At 69.2% G+C, this 23735-nt stretch carries 19 protein-coding genes and 1 pseudogene; 9 read left to right on the forward strand and 11 right to left on the reverse strand.

Annotation, left to right across the window (positions count from 1 at the left end; all coding sequences use genetic code 11):
- Positions 1-13 precede the first annotated feature (13 nt).
- Positions 14-1186: an ROK family protein gene (locus V5D55_RS03055; RefSeq protein WP_435747544.1), complete on the reverse strand. Its 1173-nt coding sequence runs from the start codon at positions 1184-1186 to the stop codon at positions 14-16.
- An 83-nt stretch (positions 1187-1269) separates the two neighbouring features.
- On the opposite strand from V5D55_RS03055, the gene V5D55_RS03060 reads away from it, so the two are divergent.
- The 6 genes from V5D55_RS03060 to V5D55_RS03085 are packed head-to-tail and all read left to right on the forward strand — an operon-like array spanning position 1270 to position 7816.
- Positions 1270-2301, forward strand: coding sequence for a hydroxyacid dehydrogenase (locus tag V5D55_RS03060; RefSeq protein ID WP_435747546.1), 1032 nt, complete (start codon positions 1270-1272; stop codon positions 2299-2301).
- Positions 2298-3674: a sulfatase family protein gene (locus V5D55_RS03065; protein ID WP_435747548.1), complete on the forward strand. Its 1377-nt coding sequence runs from the start codon at positions 2298-2300 to the stop codon at positions 3672-3674. Before V5D55_RS03060 ends, V5D55_RS03065 begins: the two co-directional genes overlap by 4 nt.
- Before the next feature lie 59 nt (positions 3675-3733).
- Positions 3734-5008: an extracellular solute-binding protein gene (locus tag V5D55_RS03070; protein WP_435747550.1), complete on the forward strand. Its 1275-nt coding sequence runs from the start codon at positions 3734-3736 to the stop codon at positions 5006-5008.
- Positions 5009-5067: 59 nt separating this feature from the next.
- A complete protein-coding gene (locus V5D55_RS03075; RefSeq protein ID WP_435747552.1) occupies positions 5068-5991 on the forward strand; it encodes a carbohydrate ABC transporter permease in 924 nt (307 codons plus the stop codon).
- A complete protein-coding gene (locus V5D55_RS03080) occupies positions 5991-6887 on the forward strand; it encodes a carbohydrate ABC transporter permease (protein ID WP_435747554.1) in 897 nt (298 codons plus the stop codon). The genes V5D55_RS03075 and V5D55_RS03080 overlap by 1 nt, the downstream gene beginning before the upstream one ends.
- Complete coding sequence (locus V5D55_RS03085) at positions 6884-7816, forward strand: gfo/Idh/MocA family oxidoreductase (RefSeq protein WP_435747556.1); 933 nt, start codon at positions 6884-6886, stop codon at positions 7814-7816. Before V5D55_RS03080 ends, V5D55_RS03085 begins: the two co-directional genes overlap by 4 nt.
- A gap of 6 nt (positions 7817-7822) precedes the next feature.
- Here V5D55_RS03085 and V5D55_RS03090 read toward each other — a convergent pair whose 3' ends face one another.
- Complete coding sequence (locus tag V5D55_RS03090) at positions 7823-8782, reverse strand: LacI family DNA-binding transcriptional regulator (protein ID WP_435749249.1); 960 nt, start codon at positions 8780-8782, stop codon at positions 7823-7825.
- 116 nt (positions 8783-8898) lie between these two features.
- Between V5D55_RS03090 and galT the strand changes: the two genes are divergently transcribed.
- The 3 genes from galT to galE all read left to right on the forward strand — a co-directional run bounded on the left by galT (position 8899) and on the right by galE (position 12405).
- Positions 8899-10116 carry a galactose-1-phosphate uridylyltransferase gene (gene galT, locus V5D55_RS03095; protein WP_435747558.1) on the forward strand — a complete coding sequence of 406 codons (1218 nt, stop codon included), beginning with the start codon at positions 8899-8901 and terminating at the stop codon, positions 10114-10116.
- The gene (gene galK, locus V5D55_RS03100; protein ID WP_435747560.1) at positions 10113-11333 is read left to right on the forward strand and encodes a galactokinase; all 1221 of its coding nucleotides are present in this window, start codon (positions 10113-10115) and stop codon (positions 11331-11333) included. The genes galT and galK overlap by 4 nt, the downstream gene beginning before the upstream one ends.
- Before the next feature lie 91 nt (positions 11334-11424).
- Positions 11425-12405 (forward strand): UDP-glucose 4-epimerase GalE, encoded by a 981-nt coding sequence (gene galE, locus V5D55_RS03105; RefSeq protein ID WP_435749250.1) that lies wholly within the window; start codon positions 11425-11427, stop codon positions 12403-12405.
- Positions 12406-12420: 15 nt separating this feature from the next.
- Here galE and V5D55_RS03110 read toward each other — a convergent pair.
- The 9 genes and pseudogenes from V5D55_RS03110 to V5D55_RS03150 all read right to left on the reverse strand — a co-directional run bounded on the left by V5D55_RS03110 (position 12421) and on the right by V5D55_RS03150 (position 23731).
- Positions 12421-14012, reverse strand: a pseudogene (locus tag V5D55_RS03110) (glycoside hydrolase family 32 protein).
- Between the two features lie 120 nt (positions 14013-14132).
- Positions 14133-15572 (reverse strand): glycoside hydrolase family 32 protein, encoded by a 1440-nt coding sequence (locus V5D55_RS03115; RefSeq protein ID WP_435747562.1) that lies wholly within the window; start codon positions 15570-15572, stop codon positions 14133-14135.
- Positions 15573-15576: 4 nt separating this feature from the next.
- Positions 15577-16596: a LacI family DNA-binding transcriptional regulator gene (locus tag V5D55_RS03120; RefSeq protein ID WP_435747564.1), complete on the reverse strand. Its 1020-nt coding sequence runs from the start codon at positions 16594-16596 to the stop codon at positions 15577-15579.
- Positions 16593-17495, reverse strand: a complete 903-nt coding sequence (locus V5D55_RS03125; protein ID WP_435747566.1) for a carbohydrate ABC transporter permease — start codon at positions 17493-17495, stop codon at positions 16593-16595. The genes V5D55_RS03120 and V5D55_RS03125 overlap by 4 nt, the downstream gene beginning before the upstream one ends.
- Entirely contained in the window at positions 17492-18373 is an 882-nt protein-coding gene (locus V5D55_RS03130) for a carbohydrate ABC transporter permease (RefSeq protein ID WP_435749251.1), read from the reverse strand. Before V5D55_RS03130 ends, V5D55_RS03125 begins: the two co-directional genes overlap by 4 nt.
- Positions 18374-18449: 76 nt before the next feature.
- A complete protein-coding gene (locus V5D55_RS03135) occupies positions 18450-19787 on the reverse strand; it encodes an ABC transporter substrate-binding protein (RefSeq protein ID WP_435747568.1) in 1338 nt (445 codons plus the stop codon).
- Between the two features lie 43 nt (positions 19788-19830).
- Positions 19831-21300 (reverse strand): glycoside hydrolase, encoded by a 1470-nt coding sequence (locus tag V5D55_RS03140; protein WP_435747570.1) that lies wholly within the window; start codon positions 21298-21300, stop codon positions 19831-19833.
- Positions 21301-21428: 128 nt separating this feature from the next.
- Complete coding sequence (locus V5D55_RS03145) at positions 21429-22778, reverse strand: MFS transporter (protein ID WP_435747572.1); 1350 nt, start codon at positions 22776-22778, stop codon at positions 21429-21431.
- On the reverse strand, positions 22775-23731 hold the full coding sequence (locus tag V5D55_RS03150) for a polysaccharide deacetylase family protein (protein ID WP_435747574.1): 957 nt from the start codon (positions 23729-23731) through the stop codon (positions 22775-22777). The genes V5D55_RS03145 and V5D55_RS03150 overlap by 4 nt, the downstream gene beginning before the upstream one ends.
- Between the last annotated feature and the right edge of the window lie 4 nt (positions 23732-23735).

Here is a 23735-nt window from a genome sequence, read left to right on the forward strand (position 1 = left end):
TCAGGCGGACGGCTCACCCGGCGGCGGCGCGATCGGCCGTGAAGAGCTCCGTGATCATGTCGTACCCGGCACCTCGCGCGAACACCTCGCTGTCGGCGGAGATCGTCACCAGTCCGGGAGCGGTGCCGTCGCCGTAGGCGTACTCGCTGATGAGAGCCGTCCGGCAGCTCTTCTCGAACGCGGTCGCGCGCACCTCCGGCGAGAGCACCAGCACGACGCGCTCGGGTCCGAACATCTTCGCCGCGTTCGCGATGGCGATGCCGAGCTGCGCGCCGCCTTCTTCCCAGACCCCGCGCGCTGCGTCGGCGCCGGGGTCGGGAGCGATTCCGCGACGTTCGAGTTCGCCCTGCATCCCCCACACGCTGCTCCACGTCTCCAGACATCCCGAGCCGCCGCAGTGGCAGGGCCTGCCGTCGGTCCGTTCGCCGAGTGCGGAGTGCGCGAATCCTCCGGCCGAGCCACCGAACCCGCGGTGGATGCGACCGCGCACCAGCATCGACGCTCCGAGGCTCGCTCCGACGCTGATCACGATCACGTCGCGCTCGGCGAGATCGGCGTCGAGAAGCACGAGTCCCGCCGTGAAGCTGTTGACGAGACTGTCGATGACGACGCGTCCGGCGCTGCGCTCTTCGACCATCTTCCCGAACGGCACGTCCTGCCAGCCGAGCGCGCCGCTGTGCCGGACGACGCCGCGCTGGCGGTCCACGATCCCGGAGAGCGCGATGCTGATCCCTCTCAGCACGGAGGCCGGATGCTCGGCAGCCACGACCGTCACGATCTCCACCACCGCATCGGCGGCGGATGCGGGATCGGTCGCCGCCAGGGGCCTGGTCCGCGTCGCGAGCACATCACCGCGGAGATCGACGAGGGCGACCTCGACGGCGTCGGGCGAGAGGCGGACACCGGCGGCGATGACGGCATCCCGGCCCAGCTCGATGAGTCGCGCGGGACGCCCGCCGGTGCCCCGCAGCACGTCGCTCTCGATGAGCAGTCCGTCTCCGACGAGCTGGCTGGATATGCCGGTCACGGTTGCCGGGCTGAGGCCGGTGACGCTCGTGATCTCGGCCCGCGACGTCGTTCCGCTGCGGCGGACGACGTCCAGCACGAGGGCCTCGTTGATCTCCCGGATGAGCGCCTTGCTGCCCACGCGCGCCAGCAGTCGGACGTCCATGATCTCGCGCACCATCGCCACTCCCCACCTCGGTAGATGTCTACATTCTATTATTTTAGTCATTGACAAAAGGAAATGAGGCTGATTGACTCCAGGGCATGTCGAACGATGTCGTCCTGACCACCCCGAAGGCGCAGATCCCCGCGCCCCGGTTGCTGTTGAGCATCGCGCCGCCGGAACGGGCGGCATTCTTCCCCGCCGACAGCCGTGCGGCGCTCGCGGCGCTCACGCCGGATGTCATCACCGTCTCGCCCGAGGACGCCGGCGACTCCGACGCCCTCGCCGAGACGGAGATCGCCATCGTCGCCTGGGGCTTCCCCGCTCTCGATCGGGAGATGCTCGCCCGGATGCCGCGCCTGCGACTCGTCGTCAACGCCGCCTCGTCGGTGCGGAGCCTCGTGACCGACGCGTTCTGGGACTCCGGCATCCCGATCTCGCAGGCCGGGGCCGCGATGTCCCCCGCCGTTGCAGAGATGTCGCTGACACTGACTCTCTCCCTGCTGCGGCGTGTGCACCGGATGGACAATGCTCTGCGCCACGGCCTCCCCTGGGACGCCGCGCGCGACATCGAGCGCGCCAGGGAGATCTCCGGATGCCGCGTCGGCGTGATCGGCGCCTCCCGCACCGGACGCGAGTACATCCGCCTGTGCACCGCGCTCGGCGCGGACGTGCGCGTCTACGACCCCTACCTGCCGGACGGCGACCCGCTCGCGGCGAACTCCGACTCTCTCGACGAGGTCCTCGCGACGAGCGATGTCATCGCGATCCACGCGCCGGCCACCTCCGAGACGGCCGGGATGCTGGGCCGCCGGGAACTCTCCTCGCTCAGCGACGGCGCCGTGATCGTCAACACGGCGCGCGCCTCACTCATCGACATGGACGCGCTCTACGACGAGGTCTCCTCCGGACGGCTGGATGCCGCACTCGACGTCTTCGAGCGGGAGCCGCTCCCCGACGACGATCGGTGGCGGGCACTGCCGGGCGCGCTCCTGACCGGCCACGTCTCCGGGGCGACCAGGGAATCGCGCGCACGCGCCGGTCGGATCGTGATCGACGAGGTCGCCCGCTTCCTCGCGAACGACGAGCTGCAGCACCGGGTGACCCGCGACGCTCTCGAGAGGATGGCATGAGCATGCCGCGCAACATCCTGCTGCTGCACTGCCACGATCTGGGCCGTTTCCTCGGCGCATACGGGGTGACCACGGTCACGACCCCGCACCTCGACGCCCTCGCCGCGCAGGGGACCGTCTTCGACGCCGCGTTCGCCACCTCGCCGCACTGCAGTCCGGCGCGAGCGTCACTGTTCACCGGCGCCTACCCACAGCGCCACGGCGTTCTCGGTCTCACTCACGAGCCGTTCGGGTGGGACCTCGTCGACCCGACGACGCACATCGCGCATCGACTGAACCGGGCGGGATATCGGACCGAGCTCATCGGCGTCCACCACGAATCGCGCACCCTCCCCGATGAGGAGATCGCCGAGCGCCTCGGGTTCGACCGCGTACGCAGCGGCGGCGACCGCGACACCGTGGTCGACCGGACGACCGACGCGCTGACGCGCGCCGCGGCAGCCGATCAGCCCTTCTACCTGCAGGTCGGTTTCCACGAACCGCATCGCAGCCCTTCGAGCCGCGATCGCGCCGGGATCATGGGCTTCCTCGGCGACGACGTCGAATCCGACTCCGCCAACGGCGTGTCCGTGCCGCCCTACCTGACCGACACGGCCGACGCGTCCGAGGAGATCGCCGAACTGCAGGGCGCCGTGCGCCACATGGACGAGGGCGTCGGCGCGATCCTCGCCGAGCTCGGACGACTCGGCCTCGCCGACGACACCATCGTCGTCTTCACGACCGACCACGGCCTGGCCCTCCCCCGGGCGAAGTGCACGCTCTACGACGCCGGCGTGGGAGTCGCCCTCATCCTGCGGGTGCCCGGTCACCCCGCATGGCGGGCGCGGCGCATCGGCGGTCTCGTCAGCCACGTCGACGTCGTGCCGACGCTGCTCGAGTTGACAGCATCCGCCTCTCCGGGTGATGTCGCCGGAACGAGCCTTGTCGCGCTCGTCGAGCAGGATCTCCCGGCGCGGGCCTTCGCCTACGGGCAGCTGACGTACCACACCTACTTCGACCCGAAGCGGTCAGTCCGCTCCGCGGACGCGAAGCTCATCCTGAACCTGTCCAACGCTCCGCGGGCCATGGATCCGACCCAGTCGTGGATGCACCGCAGCATCCCGGTCGACCTGACCGGCCCCACCGTCGGCACCAGTCGGATGATGGAGTTCTACGACCTTCGGGCCGACCCCGAGGAGCTCGACAACCTCATCGACGATCCCGCCCGGACCGAGACGATCGCCGAGTTCGCCGCCGCCCTGTGGTCGTGGATGCAGGACACCGCAGACCCGCTGCTGTCGAACCCGGCATCGCCGCGCCATGCCGCAGCCCTCACCGCGCTCGAGCAGACCGCCCGCGCGCACCGCGCGGCACCAATCGACCTGCCGGTCTGACACCCACCGATTCCGACCCCCACCCGATTTCTTACCCACCCGAGAGAGAGACCACTGCAATGAAGCACCGCATCGCTCGCGCGACCGCCCTGACCGCCGTCGCCGCGCTCGCCCTCACCGCCTGCTCATCGCCCGCCGCCGACACCGGGGCCCCCGCGGATGGGGAGGCGAAGGGCGAGGTCACGCTCTGGATGTACCCCGTGATCCGCGACGAAGCGGCCAGCAAGGACTTCTGGGAAGCCACCGAGGCGGACTTCGAGAAGGAGTTCCCCGACGTCGACCTCACCATCGAGCTGCAGACCTTCGACAAACGAGACGAGCAGATCTCCGCGGCGCTCGCCGCGAACTCCGGCCCCGACATCGTGCTGATCACGCCCGACCAGGCCGCGACCTACCTCAACGTCGGCGGCCTGCTCCCGGTCGACGATGCCATCGCCGACGATCGCGACGCCTTCTACCCGGCGACCCTCGACTCCGCGACGTTCGAGGACGAGCTGTACGGCGTGCCCCTGTTCCAGAACGTCTTCACGACGGCCTACAACAAGACCGTCTTCGACGACGCCGGCCTCGAGCTGCCCACGACGTGGGACGAGATCCGCGAGGCTGCCCCGGTGCTCGCCGACAACGGCATCGCCGTGATGGACTACCTCGGCACGCCGGAGCAGACGCTCAACCTCAGCTTCTACCCCTTCCTCTGGCAGGCCGGCGGCACCGTGTTCTCCGACGACGGCGCCAAGGTCGCGTTCGACTCGAAGGCGGGCGTCGAGGCTCTGGAGTTCCTCGTCGACCTGCAGAAGGAAGGGGGGCTCCCCGCGGATGCCGCCACCCAGGCGGTCGGCATCGAAGGCTCCCCGCTCGCGGCCGGCACCGTCGGCATCCGTCCGACCACCTCACCGGCCGAGCTCGCGCAGATGCGCGCTGCTCTCGGCGACGACGAGGTCGTGGTCGGCGCACCGCTCGAGGGCGAGACGCAGACGACCTACGGGAACCCCGGCCTGCTCTCCCTCACCTCGATCAACAAGAACGAGAACCGGGCCGCCGCCTATGCGGTGCTGTCCTTCCTGACTTCGCAGGACTTCCAGACCGAGCTGAACGCCGCGGCCGGCAACTTCCCGACCCGCACCGACGTCGAGATCGCCGGCGACGAGGCCGACCGGGCCGCCTACGAAGCAGCCCTGAAGGTCGCGAATCCCGGCGAGCCCAACGCCGCCGCCCGCCAGGTGATGGCCGTGCTCGCCCCGTACATCCAGTCGGCACTGCGCGGCGACCTCTCACCGAAGGAAGCACTGGAGAAGGCCGCTGACGAAGCGCAGGCCGTTCTCGACCGCTCCTGACCACTTTCCCGCCACGGTGCGGGGGCTCCGGCCCCCGCACCTTCCCCCGAGAGGACGCCATGTCCGTCACCACCGCACCGCGCCGCACCTCCGGCGCCCGGGCTGCTGCGGGTCGCACCGCACGTCGCCGCGAGGCGCTGGCCGGCATCCTGTTCATCCTCCCCACCCTGGTCATCTTCGCCCTGTTCAAGTTCCTCCCCATCGCCGGTGCAGGAGCGATGAGCATGACCCGCTACCGCCTCAACGGCGACATCGAGTTCCTGGGCGCCGACAACTACACCCGGCTGTTCGCCGACCCGCACTTCTGGCAGAGCCTGTGGGTCACGCTGCTCTACGTCGTGCTCTTCGTGCCGCTGATCATCATCGTCTCGCTCGCCGGCGCCGTGCTGCTGAACAAGCTCCTGAGGTTCAGCGGACTGTTCCGCGCACTGCTGTTCGTGCCGTACCTCAGCTCGTTCGTGCTCGCCGGCATCGTGTGGAAGTGGATCTTCGCCTCGGACGGTCCTCTGAACACCGTGATCACGTCGGTCGGCCTGGAACCGGTGCCCTTCCTCACGGGCGATCAGTGGCTCGTCCTCGCGAGCCTCGCCCTCGTGGCCGTCTGGAAGGGCTTCGGCTACTCGATGCTGATCTTCCTCGCGGGGCTCAAAGCCCAGCCGGCGGAGATCCACGAGGCCGCCACGATCGACGGGGCGGGGCCGTGGAAGTCGTTCTGGCACATCACTCTCCCGCTGCTGAAGCCGGTGACCTTCTTCGTGCTGGTGATCGAGACGATCGTCGGTTTCCAGGTCTTCGACACGATCTACGTGATGACCGGCGGCGGACCCGCTCGCGCCAGCTACAGCCTCATCTACTTCCTCTACGACCAGGGCTTCAAGTTCTTCGACTTCGGGTACGCCGCCGCCGTCGGAATCGTCCTGTTCGTCATCGTGCTCGTGCTCTCGCTCATCCAGCGAGGCTTCTTCGAAAGGAAGGAGCGGTGATGACCTCGACCGCCATGACTCCCGCCGCCGTCGCCGACAGCATCCGCCCTGCCCCGCGACCGGGAGATGCCCGTCGCCGGCGCCGACCTCGCACAGGACGCCAGACCTGGACCCTCGTCTCCCTGATCGTGATCTCGCTGTTCACCGTGGCACCGCTGATCGCGGTCGTGATCCTCGCGCTGTCGCCGGCCGACGCCCCCACGATCCCGCACGCGATTCCCGAGTCGCTCACATTCGACAACATCATCCGGATCTTCCGGGTGGGCGAGTTCCCGACCTGGGTGTGGAACTCGGTCGTCTACTCGGTCGTCTCCGTCGTGATCGTGCTCTTCACCGCGTCGATGGCCGCCTACGCCCTCGCCCGCAAGCGATTCCCCGGGCGCAGCGCCCTGCTCTGGTCGATCATCGCGACGCTCATGGTCCCGATGCAGGCGACGTTGATCCCGACCTTCATCCTGGTCGCGGGCGCCGGAGGCGTGAACACCCTCTGGGGCTTGATCCTGCCGACGCTCGCGAACGCGCAGGCGGTCTTCCTGATCCGCCAGTTCATCATCGACATGCCCGACGAGCTGTTCGACGCCGCGCGCATCGACGGCGCCGGCGAATGGCGCACCTTCGTCTCGATCGTCCTGCCGCTGATCAAGCCGGTCCTCGCGACGCTGGCGATCTTTGTCTTCCTCTGGCACTGGAACGATCTGCTCTGGCCACTGGTCGTCGGCCAGTCCGACGAAGCCCGCACTCTCACGGTGGGCCTGGCGACGCTCAACACCGAAACCGTGTCGACGTCGAACATCATGGCGGCGGCGCTGATCAGCTTCGTGCCCTGCTTCCTGATCTTCATATTCCTGCAGCGTCACATCGTCGAGAGCATCACCTCGAGCGGGATCAAGGGATGACCGACGACGACGCGGCCCGAGACTCGCGGCCGATCCGCTTCGGGCTGATCGGCGTCGACTCCTCGCACGCCCTGCAGTTCACCAGGCTGTTCGGTGACGGCCGCACCGGTCGCGTGCACGGCGGCACGGTCGTGTCGGCCTGGCAGGGGCCCACGTCGGAGGACTTCCCACCCAGCCGCGACCGGAACGACGCGAATGCTTCGGCACTCGCGAAGGCCGGCGTGCGGCTTCTCGACTCGCCGGAGGCCGTCGCCGAGGCATCCGACGCCCTGCTGCTGGTCTCGTCCGATGTGCGCACGCGCCGCGAGCAGTTCCCCCGCATCGCCGCCTTCGGCAGACCTGTCTACGTGGACACGCGGTTCGCGCTCGACGCGCAGGATGCCGATGCGATGCTGCAGCTCGCGAGGGACTCCGGATGCTTGGTGCTGAGCGGCTCGCCGAAGCGCTTCACTCCCGCGTTCCGCGCACTCGACGCTGCGCCGGCGATCGAGTCGATCGACCTCGTCGGTCCGCTCGTCGCGCTGCCGGGGCATCCGGGCCTCGCCTGGTACGGCGTGCACCTGGTCGACCTCGCCGTCGCGACCTTCGGGCCCGGATGTGCGCGTATCGAACCGAGTGGCAGCGGCGTTCGCCTGATCTGGCGCGACGGCAGGACCGCGACGCTCCACGGCCCTGCCGAGTGGGGTCCGTGGACACGGGGTCGGGCGCAGACGGCGGCCGGCGCCCTCGAGTTCGAGATCGAGTCGAACGAGGACATGCTGACGGGGCTGCTGCAGTCGGTCGTGGGATCGTGCCGCAGCGGCGCGCCGAACATCGACCCGGCCGAGATCCGCGAGATCTCAGCGATCGTCGCTGCGGGTACGGCGGTTCTGGCGCGCGGCATCCCGATCGATCTCAAAGTGACGTCGGAGCTGTCGGGCTCGGCGTGAACGGTGTCAGCGCCGACTCGTGCTGGCCCGTTCGATCAGCGACGTCGGGATGACGGAGGCGGACGAGATCCCCGCATCCTCTCCCTCGATCTCGGCGACCAGCGCACCGACCGCGCGCTGTGCGAGCGCCGCGAAGTCCTGGCGGATCGTGGTCAGTGGCGGGCGGTAGTTCGCGGCGTCCGGCACATCGTCGAAGCCGATCACACTGACGTCTTCCGGCACCCGTCGACCAGACTCGGCGAGCGCGCGCAGCAGACCGAGGGCCATCTGGTCGTTGGCGCAGAAGACGGCGGATGCCGCGGCCAGGGCAGCGCCGGCGGCGAATCCGGAGTCGGCGGTCCAGTCACCGCGCACGATCTCGGGCGCATCGATACCGGCGGTGGCGAGCGTCTCGCGCCATCCGCGCTCGCGCTCTGCCGCGGCGTACGAGTCGGCGGGCCCGGCGAGGTGATGCACGGTGTCGTGTCCGAGCTCGAGCAGATGCGCGGTCGCGGCGGCGGCTCCGCCATGGTGGTCGCTGTGCACCGCCGCGAATCCGGCCTCCGTCGGGGCATCGACCACGACGAGGCGCAGACCGGAGGGGCGTTCGGTCGCGGAGACCTGCGCGGACGCCTCGTTGAGCACGATGGCCCCGTCCACCTCCTGCTCGGCGAGGCGCTCGAACGCCGGCGCGACGCCCTCGGCGGCGGTGACGACCGTGAGGGCATACCCGCGCTCGGCCGCTGCTTCGGCCGTGGCCTGCAGCATCCGGGAGTTTCCGACCGTGGCGAGAGTGGTCACCACCAAGCCCATCGTCTGCGACCGTCCGGTGCGCAGGGCACGCGCGGCGCGATGCGGGCGGTAGCCGAGCTCGGACATCGCCTGTTCCACGCGGGCCCTGGTCGCGGGGTCGACGCGCGGACTGTCGTTGACCACGCGGGAGACGGTCTGCCCGGAGACACCGGCGCGGGAGGCGACCATCGCCATCGAGACGCGGCCGGAGGAGGGGCGAGGCGAGCGTGAGTGGGGGTCGGTCACCGGCATCCTCCGTGCATAACTCAGGAATGTTGACGTTACCACGGCCGTGTGCGTACCATGTTTACGTGAACACGGACAATCTTGCGGAGTTGCGCACCGAGACCCTCGGCGCTGGCGTCGTCAAACGAGCCACGACGCTCGCCGACGGCCGAGACCTGATCTACTACGACGATCCGGGGACCACTCTCGGTGCCGATCGCGCGGTCGACGCGCGCGCACTCGACCCCCGACCGGAGACCGCGACGATGCGCCTCGACGTGCTCACCGGCGACTGGATCACGGTCGCCGCGAACCGTCAGAACCGCGTCATGATGCCGAGCGCGTCCGCCGATCCGCTCGCCCCGCAGACGCCGGACAACCCCTCCGAGGTGCCGTCGCGCTACGACGTCGCCGTGTTCGAGAACCGCTCTCCCGCCTTCGGGCCGGCACTGGCCGAAGCGCTCGGCACGGCTCCTGCCGCCGGCAACCCTCCCCGCGGCCTCGACGACCTCGCCGCCCTCGGTCTCGGCCGCACCCGCACGTCGGTCGGACGCTGCGAGGTCGTCTGCTTCAGCCCCGAGCATTCCGGCTCGTTCGGCACGCAGTCCGTCACCCGCGCCCGCACCGTCATCGAGGCGTGGGCCGATCGCACGGCCGCGATCTCGCAGCTCCCCGGCATCGAGCAGATCTTCCCGTTCGAGAACCGGGGCGAGGCGATCGGCGTGACGCTCCCGCATCCGCACGGACAGATCTACGCCTACCCCTACGTGACACCGCGTACGACACGGCTCCTGGAGTCCATCGACCGCACCGCTCCCGACCTGTTCCAGCGCATCCTCGAATTCGAGCAGGCGTCGGAGCGCGTCGTGTTCCGCGGCGAGCACTGGACCGCCTTCGTGCCGTTCGCCGCGCGCTGGCCCCTGGAGGTGCACCTGATGCCGCACCGTCACGTTCCCGACTTCGCGGAGACGACGGATGCCGAGCGCGACGAGCTCGCCCCGCTCTATCTGCGTCTGCTGCGGGGAGTCGACGCGCTGTACGACTCCCCGACCCCGTACATCGCCGCCTGGCACCAGGCTCCGGTCAACGTCGGCCGTGACACCGTGCGTCTGCACCTGCAGCTCACCAGCCCCCGCCGCGCCGCCGACAAGCTGAAGTTCCTCGCCGGTTCCGAGGCCGCGATGTGGGCGTGGGCCGCCGAGGTCACGCCCGAGCAGGGCGCAGCCCGCATCCGCGAGGCGATCGAACGCGCAGACGCGGATGGGGACGTGAGCCTGTCGAAGGGCGAGGAGGAGTCCGCATGACCGACACGCAGGATGCCGCGCGCGCCCTCTTCCGCGAACTCACCGGCCGCGAGCCGGACGGACTGTGGTCCGCCCCCGGACGCGTGAACCTCATCGGTGAGCACACCGACTACAACGACGGCTTCGTGCTGCCGTTCGCCATCCCGCATCGCACGGTCGCGGCCGTCGGCCGCCGCGACGACGATCGCGGCCGGGTGCGTGTCGCCTCGACGTTCGCCGAGGAGCCGGTGGAGGTCGCGCTCGATGAGCTCGACGGGCTGTTCCCCACCGCGACGGGCGAAGAGCCCGCCATGCCGGAGTGGGCCGCGTATCCCCTCGGGGTGGCGTGGGCCCTCCGCCAGGCGCTCGCGACCGACGGGTCCAACGGCGCAGACGGGTCCACCCACCCGTTCCGCGGCATCGACATCGCGATCGCCTCCGATGTGCCGGTCGGCGCGGGGCTCTCCTCCTCCGCCGCGATCGAGGGTGCCGCAGCATCCGCCCTCAACGACCTCTGGGACGCCGGACTCGACCGCACCGCCCTCGCCCGCATCGGCCGTCGCGCCGAGAACGAGGCCGTCGGCGCTCCCACCGGCATCATGGACCAGATGGCATCGATGCTGGGCGAGCCGGATGCCGCGATCTTCCTCGACTGCCGCTCGCTCGAGACGCAGCTCGTCCCGCTCGGCATCGCCGAAGCCGGGCTCGCGATCCTCGTGATGGACACCCGCGTCAAGCATGCGCACTCCACGGGCGGCTACGGCGAGCGCCGGGCGTCGTGCGAGCTCGGCGCCGAGATCATGGGTGTGCCCTCGCTGCGCGACGTCTCGGTCGACGACCTGCCGCGCGCGCAGGAGCTGATGGACGATGTCACGTTCCGGCGCGTGCGCCACGTCGTGACCGAGAATCAGCGGGTGCTCGACACCGTGCGCGTCGTCCGCGAGCAGGGAGCCCGCGCGATCGGCGACCTGCTCGTCGCCTCGCACGTCTCGATGCGCGACGACTTCGAGATCTCGGTCCCCGAGCTCGACACGGCCGTCGAGGCAGCGCTCGCGACGGGCGCGCTGGGCGCACGGATGACCGGCGGCGGCTTCGGCGGGGCGGCGATCGCCCTGATCGAGCAGGATGCCGTCGCCGCGGTGTCCGACGCCGTCACCGCCGCCTTCGCGGCGGCCGGGTTCACCGCGCCGAGCCTGTTCACGGTCACCCCGTCAGCCGGGGCGCACCGCGACGCCTGAGACGCGTGAGCCGCGTCAGCCGGCTGAGGCAGCGGCGCCTGAAAGAATGAGTGACCGAGCCGCGGCGAACCTGCGGCAGGAGAGGAAAGACATGTCCTGGATCGTCACCGGCGGCGCCGGCTATATCGGAGCCCACGTCGTGCGGGCCCTCGCAGAAGCCGGCCTCACCCCGGTCGTCCTCGACGACCTCTCCAGCGGCGTCTCGTCGTTCGTGCCGGAAGGCGTCGCGTTCGTGCAGGGCAGCATCCTCGATCGCGAACTCGTCGAGAAGGCGCTCCGCGACCACCACGCCGAAGGCGTGATCCACGTCGCCGGGTTCAAGTACGCCGGCGTCTCGGTGCAGCGTCCGCTGCACACCTACGCGCAGAACGTCGAGGGGACTCGGGTCATCCTCGAGGCCATGGAGGCTGCGGGGGTCGCGAACATCGTGTTCTCGTCGTCGGCGGCGGTCTTCGGCACCCCCGACGTCGCGCTCGTCGAAGAGGACACCGCCAAGCGTCCGGCCAGCCCCTACGGCGAATCGAAGCTCATCGGCGAATGGCTGCTGCGCGACCAGGGCATCGCGACCGCAGACTCGGAGCGCCCACTGCGGCACACGTCGCTGCGGTACTTCAACGTCGTCGGCTCCGCAGACCGCACGGTCTACGACGTCAGCCCGCACAACCTCTTCCCGATCGTGTTCGAAGCCCTGATCGCCGGGAAGAATCCCAAGATCTTCGGCGACGATTACGCCACCGAAGACGGCACCAACGTGCGCGACTACGTGCACGTCGGCGACATCGCCGCCGCTCACGTCGAAGCCGCCCAGCGCCTCGCCGGCGGGCAGCCGATCGAACCCGCCTACAACCTCGGGTCCGGCGACGGCCTCAGCGTGAAGCAGATCATGGACGCGGTCGCCCGCGTCACCGGAATCGACTTCACGCCGGAGATCGGCCCGCGCCGCCCGGGAGACCCCGACCGCATCGTCGCCACCGGTGAACTGGCCGCACGCGACCTCGATTGGAAGATGCGGTACAGCGTCGATGAGATGGTGGCGACGGGGTGGGAAGCGCGACGCGCGGCTGATTCCTGAACTCCCGGTGCCCGATCAGATCGGCGTCCCGAACTCGCGGATCGTGATGCCGGAGAAGGTCGCAGGGCCCCCGTCGGAGTAGAGCGAGATCCCGGTGTCGCCTTCCGCGAAGTGCACCTGCTGCGACAGCGCGGTGTGGCCCGCGTTCACGAAGACCTCGACGCTCTGCGTGTCGACGAAGACGCGCAGGTGCACCGACCGGGTGCTCGCGTCGATCGGTGCTGCCGCCCGGGTGTAGGGAGCGAGCGCGTAGCCGGAGAGGTCTGACGGCCCGCGGTCCACGTACAGCTCGGCGCCGTACTTGCCGATGTTGGTGTGCCGCGCACCGTCGGACGACCGCCCGACCGAGAGCCCGACGTTGGCGGCCTGATCCCAGGTGATGTCGAGCTCGATCTCGTACGCTCGGCCGCTCCACGGAAGGACCACGCTGCCGTTCACCGTCTGGGCGGGCAGCATCGTGGTCGCGGTGGCGTAGCCGGCGAGCGCCGCGACGGGCGCGCTGAGCAGCGTGTACCAGCCGCCTGCCTGTCGTTCGAGGCGGAGTTCGCGCACGATCGAGTTCTGCCCGTTGTAGCCGTCGGTGACGTCGGTGGGCACGTCGCGCGCGGCGTACTTCCAGTTGTTCATCCAGGCGATCGCCAGGCGGCGGGTCTGCGGGGCTTCCGCCTTCGGCCAGGTGACGGCCGCGTACCAGTCCCATCCCCAGTCCAGCCACTGCGGCGTGAGGTCGTCGGCGACGAACTGCGTGCCGTTCCAGGTGCCCATCCAGTAGGCGTAGGTCATCGGGAGCCCGATGCCGTACGCATCCATGCTCGCCGCGAAGATCCAGTGCGACGAACCGTCGCCGGCCGTCATCTCGAAGAGGTCGGGGCATTCGATGCCGCCGAGCGCGTGGTTCGGATAGTCGAAGTTCGACGTCCACTCCCAGTCCCGCAGGTTCGGCGACGTGTAGAACGACGCGTAGCGCGCCCGGCCGATCACGCAGACCCACTCGCCGCGCAGCGCATCCCAGTGGATCTTCGGGTCGCGGAACCATTCGGCGTTCTCGACCTCGGCTGGTGTCGTGGCGGTGCGCCCGTCGGTGTTCACGATCACCGGGTCCGGCAGTGCCGTGAACGAGAAGCCGCCGTCGGTCGACCAGTACAGGTACTGCTCCTGGTACTTGCGCACCCCGTCCGTCGGCTGCGTGGCCAGCGCGACGACCGCGCCGGCCCGAACCCCGCGGTGTTCGCCGTGTCCACGACCGCCGATCCCGACCACACCGGGAAGTCGGGCTGGAGCGGCATGACGGTGCCGTGGTGCGTGAACGCGACGCCGTCGGCGGTCGTGGCGTGGTCCCAGCCGCCGGGACCGTTGTTCTGCCCCGAGTGCAGGTAGTACAGCTGATACGCCCCGTTCGTGGTGACGGGACGCTGCGGGTCGCAGAGCCAGCCGGACGGCGGGGTCATGTGGAAGACGGCCCGCTGCGAGCCTGCGGATGATGCTGCGGCAGGCCGGAGTGCGGGAGAGGCATGCGCCACTGCCGGTGCGGCTGCGCCGAACAACATCGCGAGAGTGCCGGCGCCAGCCGCCTGGAGCACTCCGCGACGGGAGATGGAATCGTTCATTTCAGTGTCCTTTCAAGGGGAATCGGGCGCGACGATGCGCCCGGTGTCGGAACAACGGTCGGAACAGCGGTGGAGGAGGGACGAGGGAGGGACGAGGAGGGGACGGAGACGGGTCCGGAGTCAGGCGCCGCCTTCCGGATTCTCCGCGGCGGCCGGCCTGGCCATCCTGAGGGCGACCGGCCCGCCGAACGTCGACGACAGGTGCGACGTGACCGTCGGCGAGTCCGTGAAGAGGAGATGGGATGCCGTCGCCTCACCCCCGTTGAAGAAGATCTCCACCAGCGGCCCGTCGATCACCACCAGCATCCGCGCCTCGTCGGAGACGCTCAGCGGAAACACGACCGACGAGGGGAAATCCGGATGCAGCGCAGCGGCGTCCGCGCCGGAACGGGTGATCCTGACCTCGCCGAACTCGGGCAGGTGCTCGACGGCGATGACCGCGTCCGCGTCGCCGCGCACCTCGTACCGGAGCGCTCCGGTCTGCGCCGGAGCCCAGCGCAACTCGAGCAACGCGTGCACGTCATGGCGTGCGCGCCACGGCGTGGCGACCTCGGTCTCCTCCGCCTCGGCGAGAAGGCTCCCGACGAACTCGGCCGGCTCCTGGAACAGCACCGGCATCCCGTCGAGCGTTCGCAACGACAGCTGCCGCGGCAGCGACATCGCACCACGCCACGGGGCGGCGGGGACGTCTGCGGCGTAGCGCCAGTTGCTCATCCAGCCGAGCATCACTGCGCGACCCCCGGGGGCGCTGTCGAACGTCACGCCCGCGTAGAAGTCCCTTCCGTGATCGACCCTGGTCAGCTCCTCGGCATCCGAGGTGAACACCCTGCCGTCGAACCGGCCGATCACGGCACTCATCGACGACCCCTCGGGGTCGGGATCGGCGCCAACCGGGTTCGTGCTCAGCAGGAGCACCCAGCGCTGGTCGCTCTCGTCGTCGTCCACGGCGAGGCGCACGAGGTCGGGGCACTCCCAGACGACGCCCTCCGGGCCCAGCGGTCCATAGGAGCCGCTGTACTCCCAGGTGACCAGGTCGCGGGATGTGTGGAAGAGCACCTGCCGGTCGTCCGCCTCCACGGCGAGCATCACCCAGGTGATCGTCCCGTCTTCGCCGGCATGACGGATGATCTTCGGGTCTCGGAACGACGATGTGCCGCGGTCCAGCACCGGGTTGCCGGGATCCGAGACCCAGTGGTGGCCGTCTGCGCTGCGTGCCGTCGACTGCGCCTGATGACCGTCGTCGTAGGCGCTCGTGTAATAGGCGATCAATGCGCCGTCCGGGGCGACGACCGCCGATCCGGAGAAGATCTGCTCGCCGGCGCGATACGGCAGCGCGACCTCGTGCTCGGTCCAGTGCCTCAGATCCCGGCTGGTGGCGTGCCCCCAGCTCATGTTCCCCCAGTCGGATCCTTCGGGGTTGTACTGGAAGTACAGGTGCCAGCGGTCGTGCGCGTACACGAGACCGTTGGGGTCGTTCATCCAGTTGGTCCGCGGGGTGAAGTGGAACGCCGGGCGCACGACGAGACCAGCGAGGGTCTGCTGCGCGGTGTGAGCGGCCATCTGACTAGACCGATCTGCGCCGGATCGGCGGGCAGGCGACGAGAGTCGGCGTGGCGTCCGCGGGCGTCTCCAGCCCCAGCAGCACACGCACTCCGATCGCACCGAGCTCGTAGTGGGGCAACGCGACCGTGGAGAGCGTCGGGCGCAGATGCGCCGCGATCACATCCTGGTTGTCGAAGCCGATGACGGCGATGTCTTCCGGGATGCGCAGACCGCGCTCGCGCAGCCCGTCGTACACGCCCATCGCGACCCGGTCGTTGTGGCAGAACACCGCGGTGGCACCCGATTCGATGACCTGCGGCGTCGCCAGGTAGCCGCCCTCCTGCTCCGGGGATGCCGGGAACACCAGCGCGTCATCGACCTCGATGCCTGCCGCGGCCAGCGCCTCGCGGTAACCGGTCAGCCGCCCCGTCTGCGCGGGCGACGGCGTCGTGGTGTTCACGAACGCGATCCGCCGATGCCCGGCATCGATCAGCTCATCGGTGGCGGTGCGCCCGCCCTGCACCTCGTCGGGCACGACCGCGGGCAGACCGCTGTCGGGCGCGAAGCAGTCGACGAGAACTGAGTCCGTCTGATGGAGGGCGGCCGGCACCGTGATCTCGCGGTGGAACCACGTGGAGTAGAGGATGCCACGCACCTGGTGCTCGAGCATCATCGCGATCGCGTCGTTCTCGACTTCGGCGTTGCCGTCGGTGTTGGCCACGAGCAGCACGAAGCCATGCTTCCAGGCCTCGTCCTGAGCACCGTGGATGATCTGACCGGCGAAGGGAGTGGTGGCGATCTGGTCGGCGACGAGACCGATGAAGCGCGATGTCCCCTGCGAGAGAGTCTTCGCGAGCGCGTTGGGACGATACCCGAGCGCGGCGACGGCGTCGTGCACCCGTCGACGGGCATCCTCCCCGATGCGCGCTCCCGGCTTGTCGTTGACGACGTGCGAGACCGTGGCGACCGAGACTCCCGCGACCTTCGCGACATCCCGCATCGTGACATTCGGCGCGTGCGCGCCCTGCCCTGTAGTACTCATCCTTTGGTCGCTCCACTCTCGAGGCCCTGGATCATCGCCTTGTTGAGGACGAGGAAGACGAGCAGCAACGGGGTCACCGAGACGCAGACCGCGGCGAAGGTCGCCGTCCAGTCGGTGTTGCCCATTGCCCCAATGTAGTTCTGCAGTCCCAGGGGGATCGTCTTCAGGCCGTCGGAGAGCACGAACGTGTTCGCGAAGATGAAGTCGTTCCAGATGAAGATGCTGTTCACGAGCACGACCGTGATGATCGTGTTGACCGACAACGGCGAGGTGATCGTGAGGAAGATCCGGTACGGGCCCGCACCGTCCAAGGACGCTGCTTCGTAGGTCTCACGGGGGATGTACTCGTAGAAAGAGGAGAACAGGTACACCGCCATGGGAAGGGCGAAGGCGGCGAGCGGGATGATCATCGAGAGATGCGTGTCCAGCAGCCCGACCTGCGAGTAGTCGATGAACAGGGGCACCAGGGCGATCTGCACGGGCACGATGATCCCGAGGAGGAACAGCGCGCGCACCATCCCGCTGAACCGGAACCCGAGCACCTGCAGCGCGAAGGCGGCCATCATGCCGGCGACGACGATCAGCAGGCTGGAGCCGAGGGTGACGATCAGGCTGTTCACGATGTTCAGCCCGAGGTTGCCGGTGGCGAACGCGCGTCCGTAATTGTCGAGCGTGAACTCCGACGGGAGCGCGAACGGGTTGCCACCGGCGAAGTCCGCCGCCGTGCGGAAGCTCGTCAGGAAGAGCCAGGCGAGCGGGTAGATCTGCACGAGCACGATCAGCACGATGGTGACCGTGAGCAGAGTGCGCTGAGCGCGCAGCCGTGTCGAGCCGCGCCGGAGGACCGGGGGCCGCGGGGGTGCCGTCGCCACGGGCGCGAGGGTGGAGGTGGAGGTCATGTTCGATCCTTCCGGCGCAGCAGGAGCAGGATGAGTCCGACGGCGACGAGGCACTCGATGACGATGAACACCGAGATCGCACTGGCGTAGCCGTAGTCGGTGTGCACGAACGCGGTCTTGTACATATAGGTGGTCAGCAGCTCGGATGCCTGACCCGGTCCGCCCCCGGTGAGCAGATAGGGGATGTCGAAGCCGCGGAGCGCGAACGTGGTGGCCATGATGGTGGTCGTGATCCACACGGGCCGGATGTAGGGGAACCGGATCCGCCAGAAGACCTGCCACCAGGAGGCGCCGTCCAGACGCGCTGCCTCTTCGAGCTCGCGAGGCACGGCCATGAGCGCCGCGTAGATGATCAGCATGTAGAGACCTGTGAAGCGCCATCCCTCGGGGATGGACACCGCGGCGAGCACCGTCTGCACATTCGACAGCCACGCGGTCTGCAGGCCCTCGAGCCCGATCCAGGCCAGCGCCTGGTTCAGCAGACCCACCGGGTCCAGCGAGTAGATCCGCTGGAAGAGGATGGCGATGGCCACGGTGGAGATCACCGCAGGCAGGAGATAGATCGTCTTGACGAGCTCCCGCGCCTTGGGAAGGGCCGTGAGCAGTCCGGCGACGAAGAGGGCGCCGCCGAGCTGCAGGACGAGGCAGATCGCGAGGTATCCGACCGCGTTCCCGAAGGCCGTCCAGAAGACGTCGTCGCGGGTGAGCATCTTCACGTAGTTGTCGAAGCCGACGAACGCCATGTCGGTGATGCCGTCCCAGCGGAAGAAGCTCAGGACGAGCGACTGCACGATCGGCAGCAGCACGGCGATGCCGTAGAGCAGCAGCGGAGGGATGAGGAACACGAGGACCGAGAGCGTGGATCGACGCGGGAGCATGGCCCCCGACATCGGCCGGCGCCGCGGCTGCCGGGACGGGCGCGGGCGGGCCGCGACCGTCCCGGACGAGAGGACGTCAGCCATCGCTGTTCTCCGCGAGAGCCTTGTCCATGGTCTCGATGAAGTCGTCCGGCGTGATCTCGCCCTGCACGAGCAGGGTGAGCTCCTGCTGGAGCCGCGTGTTGGTGGCCGGGTCCAGTTGCGTGTCCCACGGCATGGCGATCGCCTCGCCGACCCCGTCCGCCTGCTCCACGGCCCGGCCGTAGAGCGATGTGGCCGTGTCGGGGATGGTCGTGGCCGCCGACGACGTGGGCGACAGCGCACCCGTCGACGCGTAGAGCTCCGGGTACCGCTCGAGGGCGAAGGCGAGGAAGTCGCGCACCAGCGGGTCGTAGGTCTTGGCGTTCACGGCCATGCCGATGCCGGAGGGCGTGACGTACTCGTTGTCGGCAGTCGCCGCATCGTCGATCGTCGGGAGGGTGAAGTAGTCCACGTCGTCGCGAACACCGGCATCGAGGGTCTCGGTGGCGAGGTTGCCGAGCTCCCAGGTGCCGATGTTGTACACGGCCGCCGCACCCGAGGTGAACTGAGCCTGCGCATCGGCGTAGCCCGTCGCGGAGAAGCCCTCGGAGAAGCAGCCGGCCTGCCCGAGCGAGTACAGCCACTCGGCCGCGGCGCGCCCGGCGGGGTCGGAGAACGAGGCATCCCCGTTCTTCAGGTCCTGCACGTACTCGGGCCCTGCCATGCGGAACGGGTAGTAGGCCATGTACCGCTCGAGCGGCCACTGGTCCTGTCCGTCGAGCGCGATGGGCGTGACACCCGCAGCGCGGAGGTCTTCACACATCTGCGGGAAGTCGTCGAGAGTGGCGGGCACCGTCGCGCCGGCGTCTTCGAAGAGGGCCTTGTTGTACCAGAAGAACTCGAGCTGGAACTCGAAGGGCACCATGTACAGGGAGCCGTCGTCGAACCGCTGGTAGTTCAATGCCGCCGGCCGGTAGTCGTCGGTCATGCCGAGGTCGTCGAGGAGGAGGTCGACGTCGACCATCCGCCCCTGTTCGGCGAGCTTCTGGGCGAAGGGCGTCGCGTCGGTGTCGAAGAGCTCGGGGAGCTTGTTCGCCGCTGCGAGCGTCTCGTACTTCTGGATGTACGAAGGACGATCCGGCGTCGTGATGAGGTTGAGTGCGAATCCGGGGTGGTCCTCGGCATACTCGTCTGCGATCTTCTCCATCGTGGTGATGACGCCGCCGTCCGCCGGACGCGAGAGCAACCAGGAGATCTCACGGGGCACGACCTCCCCCTCCGGGTCGACGTCGGTCGGGTCGGTGGCGGGGGATGCTGCCCCGCAGGCGGTGAGCACCAGCGCGGTGGTCGCGGCGGTGGCGAGAAGCGCGATCCTGCGTGCGGGTCGAATCATGGTGAATCTCCTTCGATGTCCATCGGGTTGAGGGGTGCAGCGGTCACACGTGCGTCGTGAGGAGGCCGGGCTCTCGCGCCTCGACGGGAGAGCGATCACGCGCGCGCAGGGTGAACTCGAGCAACGCGACCTCTCCTTCGCCGACGAATGCTCCGATCCGGCCGGTCGGGTGGTCGTAGAGGCGCGTGCTCAGGACTGTCGAGTCGTCGACGGTCGCGACGCACAGCTCGCCGTCGACGATCACCTCGAGCTCGTGCACGCCCGGTGCGAGATCGACGGGACGCTCGAGCTCGATCACGAAGGGCACGTCGCCCGAGATCTGCCACTGCTCGGTTCCGGTGGAGCGACGCGGCCAGCGGTCGAAGACGAGGCGGTTGCGCTGCGGTTCGAGCCGGAGGCTGTAGCCGGACTCTCCGTCATCGCCGACCCGGAGCACGATGCCGCACTCCCGCGTGCCGGCCGCGATGTCGAACCGTGCGACGAGACGGAACGATTCTTCGGGGATCTCCTCGCTGAGGACCTGCCCGTACCCGTCCGGGGCGAGCAGCGTCGTGTGCGCGGGGAGTGCGGCGGTCGGCGTGTCGAATGTCTGGCGCAACTCATCCGTCGGGTGGAAGGCGAGCGTGCCGTCGGCGCGCTGCTCGGCTTCGATGACCGACATCGTGCCCGCCCACTGCCAGGCACCGTCGTCGGTGCCGCCCTCGCGTGTGGCGATCCATCCGAAGAAGAAGCGTCGGTCGCCGCGGGCGGCGGACTTGGCCGCGTAGAAGGCGCGGGTGTCGAGGGTGTCGTGCTCGGGGACGATCCAGGGTCCGTCGAGGCTGCGCGCCATGCGGTAGCGGGTCATGAACGCATCGCTGAACTCGGAGGAGACCAGGTACCACCAGTCTCCCCACTGGAAAACCTCGGGGCATTCGTGCGCGACGCAGCGCCGCGGATCCCAGAACGGCGCGGCGGGCTCCCAGTGCACGAGGTCGCGGGAGGTGCACTGGGCGATGACGCCTCGACGCCGTTCGGGACCGTTGTCGTGCCGGGCGGTGATCAGCATCCGCCAGAGGTCGGCGCCCTCGTCTCGGAAGACGAACGGGTCGCGCCAGTCGGCCGTCTCGTACCCGGCGGTCGCTCCGAAGGTGTGCTCCGGATGCCGCTGCCACGACGCCATGTCGTCTTCGCTGGTCGCGTGGAGGACCAGTTGCAGGGGCAGCCCGTCGACTCCGCGCCGGTCGGGATTCTGTCCGGTGTAGAAGGCGTGGTGCACGCCCTCGGTGTCGCGGACGATGCTGCCCGTGTAGATGTTGAAGTCGTCGGAGTCGGAACCGCCCGACGCGATCGCCTCGCCGTGGTCGGCGAAGTCGACGAGGTTCTCGGTCGAGACGCGATGCCACGGCATGCCCTCTTTCGGCACCTGCCGCGTCTCGTGCAGATAGAACAGGTGGAGCACGCCGTTCTCCTGCCAGGGGATGACATCCCCCACCCATCCGCTCTGCGGCTGGTAGAAACCTCGCTGGCTCACTGCCCGTCCAATCGTCTTTGGTTAATCGGTTACGCAGAGAGTAACCCGAGGTTCCAGACGTGGTCAAGCGGTTAATCACACCAATTTGTTAACCAGGACCCGGTTGACCAGGACAGACGAGGCGGTGCTCAGACGTCGCGGGAGCGGATCGGGTAGAGGAAGAAGCAGACCCAGGCGAGGGCGGTGAGGCCGACCGGGATCACCGCGAGCATCAGGCGGATGCCGCCGTCGACCGATTCCGGCTGCGCGTCGCCGAGCGACGCGTCGAAACCGGATGCCGTCAGCACCCCGGCGGCGACGATCGCCTGCAGCACGACCGAGCCGCGCACGACGAACCCATTCACCCCGAAGTACGCGCCCTCACGGCGGTGGCCGGTGCGCGCGGCATCCGCATCGATGATCTGCGCGAGCATCACCTCGAGCAGCTGCAGCAACCCGCCGACGCCGACGCCGACGGCCACTCCGACGAGCGCGGCGCCGAGCACGGTCGACGGCGCGATGTAGCCGAGCACGGCGACGCCGAACACGGCGACGCTCCACAGCAGCGCCGTGCGCGGGCTGGCGCGCCGCACGACGGCACTCCACAGCAGGATGGACGGGATGGCGGTGACGAAGATCGCCCCGAGCAGCAGGCTCCCCTCCCCCTCGGCCGCGCCGAGCGAGTAGCGCACGTAGAACGGGATCGCGGCAAGGATTACGGCGACAGCGGACTGCACGAACAGCGAGCCCAGCACGTAGGGGACGAACGCACGGTTGCGGAACGTGAGGCTCAGCTGGTCACGCCACCGCATCGCCGCGGTCGTATCGTCGGATGCCACCTCGGGCACTCGGCGCTCGATCATGCCGCCGAAGAACGACCAGACGAGCAGCACCAGGCAGACGCCCCCGAGTGCCAGGGCCATGCCGGGCCAGCCGATGCTGTCGTAGAGCGCGGGCGCACCGGCCGTGCCGAGCACGATGCCGAGGATCGCGAAGATCTGCCGCGGCACGTTGCCCCGGGAGCGCTCCGCGGTGGTGCGGAAGATCTCCGGGAACAGCGCCGAGATGTTGAGCACGACGACCACGAAAGCGATGTCGTAGACCGCGACCACCACGAGGAACCAGACGATGAGTCCGGGGGCGGGCAGCTCGGGCGGCATCCAGACCAGGGCGAATGCGACGACCAGCGGCACGATGCCCAGCCCGATCCACGGGATGCGTCGGCCCCACGGCGTGCGCAACCTGTCGGAGAGCGTGCCGATGACCGGGTTGAGCACGGCGTTGAGGATCCCGTGGGCGATCATCGCGACCGCCACCCACCCCGCCGGCACTGCGAGATGCGACACGTAGAAGTAGACGACGAAGGCCGAGAACGTCTGCGCCATCAGCTGGGTCGGGAACCCCGAGGCGCCGAAGGCGATCGACTGCGACCGCGTCGGTGCGGCATCCAGTCGCCGGGCGCGGAGTCGGGCGCCGAACCCCTCGCCCGCCGGCGTCATCGGATGCTGCTCCGCTGCAGGTCACGCAGATCGCGCCAGCCGACTCGCACGAGCGCTTCGTCCTCGATCGCCTGCAGGACGACCGGATCGACGAGCAGCCGCCTTTCGTAGCCGCGCTTCGTCGCGCCGTAGTCGACGGCCGCGCGGAGTTCGTCGCCGTCGACCATCGGGTGCAGGTAGATCTCGGTCACGCCGGCGGGCACCGCGCGCAACAGGGCGACGAAGCCGTCGCGCACCTGCTCGTAGGTCTCTTCGTCTGGTGTGCCCTCACGGAGGAGGCCGAACGGGTGGCTCCAGAGCCGGTCGACGATCTCGACGCCGAACGCGTCTGCCGCGGCGGCTGCCTCGTGGAGTTTCGCTTGCAGCGCGGCATCCGTACCGACACCGTCCATGCTGCGCGGAAGACGGAACGGGAGTCCGTGACGTGCGGCCAGTTCGAACACCGGACGGAGGAAGTCGCGGCCGGTGAGGAGTCCGTAGACCGACCCCATGTGATTGTCGAGGTGCGTGACGTCGACGCCGGCATCGAGGGCGGCCTGCACCTGGGCGGTGAGTTCGCGGGCGACGTCGTCGTCCGAGGCCGTGCGCTCCACGACGGCGACGTCGGCGGGGAAGAATCCGTCGGCGTCGACGAGCGTGGTCGCGGTGCCCGTCAGGGGGCGCCAGCGGTAGCGGGTCCATTCACTGGTCAGGACGAGGTGCACCCCGATGTCGAGATCGGTGCGCGAGGCGGCGAACGCCAGCGCGTCCGGTGACCAGGCGCACGGCACCATCACCGTCGTCGAGTCGATGCGTCCGGCGGTGAGCAGTTCGACGATGGCCGTGTTCGCCGCGTGGCACATGCCGAAGTCGTCTGCGTTGAGGATGATCGCCCGGGCGCCCGGCGGGAGACCCAGGCGGTCAGCGAGGTCGGTCGGAACGGTCGGAACGGACGGGACGGTCGGAGTGGTCATCGGT

It is taken from the genome of Microbacterium sp. PMB16 (assembly GCF_051294855.1).
Lineage (GTDB): Bacteria > Actinomycetota > Actinomycetes > Actinomycetales > Microbacteriaceae > Microbacterium.

What these genes read in the sequence shown, in the direction of transcription:
- V5D55_RS03150 (WP_435747574.1), bottom strand. Translation starts at nt 23,731, where the DNA reads ATGACCACTCCGACCGTCCCGTCCGTTCCGACCGTTCCGACCGACCTC.
- V5D55_RS03055 (WP_435747544.1), bottom strand. Translation starts at nt 1,186, where the DNA reads ATGGTGCGCGAGATCATGGACGTCCGACTGCTGGCGCGCGTGGGCAGC.
- V5D55_RS03120 (WP_435747564.1), bottom strand. Translation starts at nt 16,596, where the DNA reads ATGAGTACTACAGGGCAGGGCGCGCACGCGCCGAATGTCACGATGCGG.
- galE (WP_435749250.1), top strand. Translation starts at nt 11,425, where the DNA reads ATGTCCTGGATCGTCACCGGCGGCGCCGGCTATATCGGAGCCCACGTC.
- V5D55_RS03130 (WP_435749251.1), bottom strand. Translation starts at nt 18,373, where the DNA reads ATGCTCCCGCGTCGATCCACGCTCTCGGTCCTCGTGTTCCTCATCCCT.
- V5D55_RS03085 (WP_435747556.1), top strand. Translation starts at nt 6,884, where the DNA reads ATGACCGACGACGACGCGGCCCGAGACTCGCGGCCGATCCGCTTCGGG.
- V5D55_RS03080 (WP_435747554.1), top strand. Translation starts at nt 5,991, where the DNA reads ATGACCTCGACCGCCATGACTCCCGCCGCCGTCGCCGACAGCATCCGC.
- V5D55_RS03125 (WP_435747566.1), bottom strand. Translation starts at nt 17,495, where the DNA reads ATGACCTCCACCTCCACCCTCGCGCCCGTGGCGACGGCACCCCCGCGG.
- V5D55_RS03145 (WP_435747572.1), bottom strand. Translation starts at nt 22,778, where the DNA reads ATGACGCCGGCGGGCGAGGGGTTCGGCGCCCGACTCCGCGCCCGGCGA.
- V5D55_RS03135 (WP_435747568.1), bottom strand. Translation starts at nt 19,787, where the DNA reads ATGATTCGACCCGCACGCAGGATCGCGCTTCTCGCCACCGCCGCGACC.
- V5D55_RS03075 (WP_435747552.1), top strand. Translation starts at nt 5,068, where the DNA reads ATGTCCGTCACCACCGCACCGCGCCGCACCTCCGGCGCCCGGGCTGCT.
- V5D55_RS03065 (WP_435747548.1), top strand. Translation starts at nt 2,298, where the DNA reads ATGAGCATGCCGCGCAACATCCTGCTGCTGCACTGCCACGATCTGGGC.
- V5D55_RS03090 (WP_435749249.1), bottom strand. Translation starts at nt 8,782, where the DNA reads ATGGCGATGGTCGCCTCCCGCGCCGGTGTCTCCGGGCAGACCGTCTCC.
- galK (WP_435747560.1), top strand. Translation starts at nt 10,113, where the DNA reads ATGACCGACACGCAGGATGCCGCGCGCGCCCTCTTCCGCGAACTCACC.
- V5D55_RS03115 (WP_435747562.1), bottom strand. Translation starts at nt 15,572, where the DNA reads ATGGCCGCTCACACCGCGCAGCAGACCCTCGCTGGTCTCGTCGTGCGC.
- V5D55_RS03070 (WP_435747550.1), top strand. Translation starts at nt 3,734, where the DNA reads ATGAAGCACCGCATCGCTCGCGCGACCGCCCTGACCGCCGTCGCCGCG.
- V5D55_RS03060 (WP_435747546.1), top strand. Translation starts at nt 1,270, where the DNA reads ATGTCGAACGATGTCGTCCTGACCACCCCGAAGGCGCAGATCCCCGCG.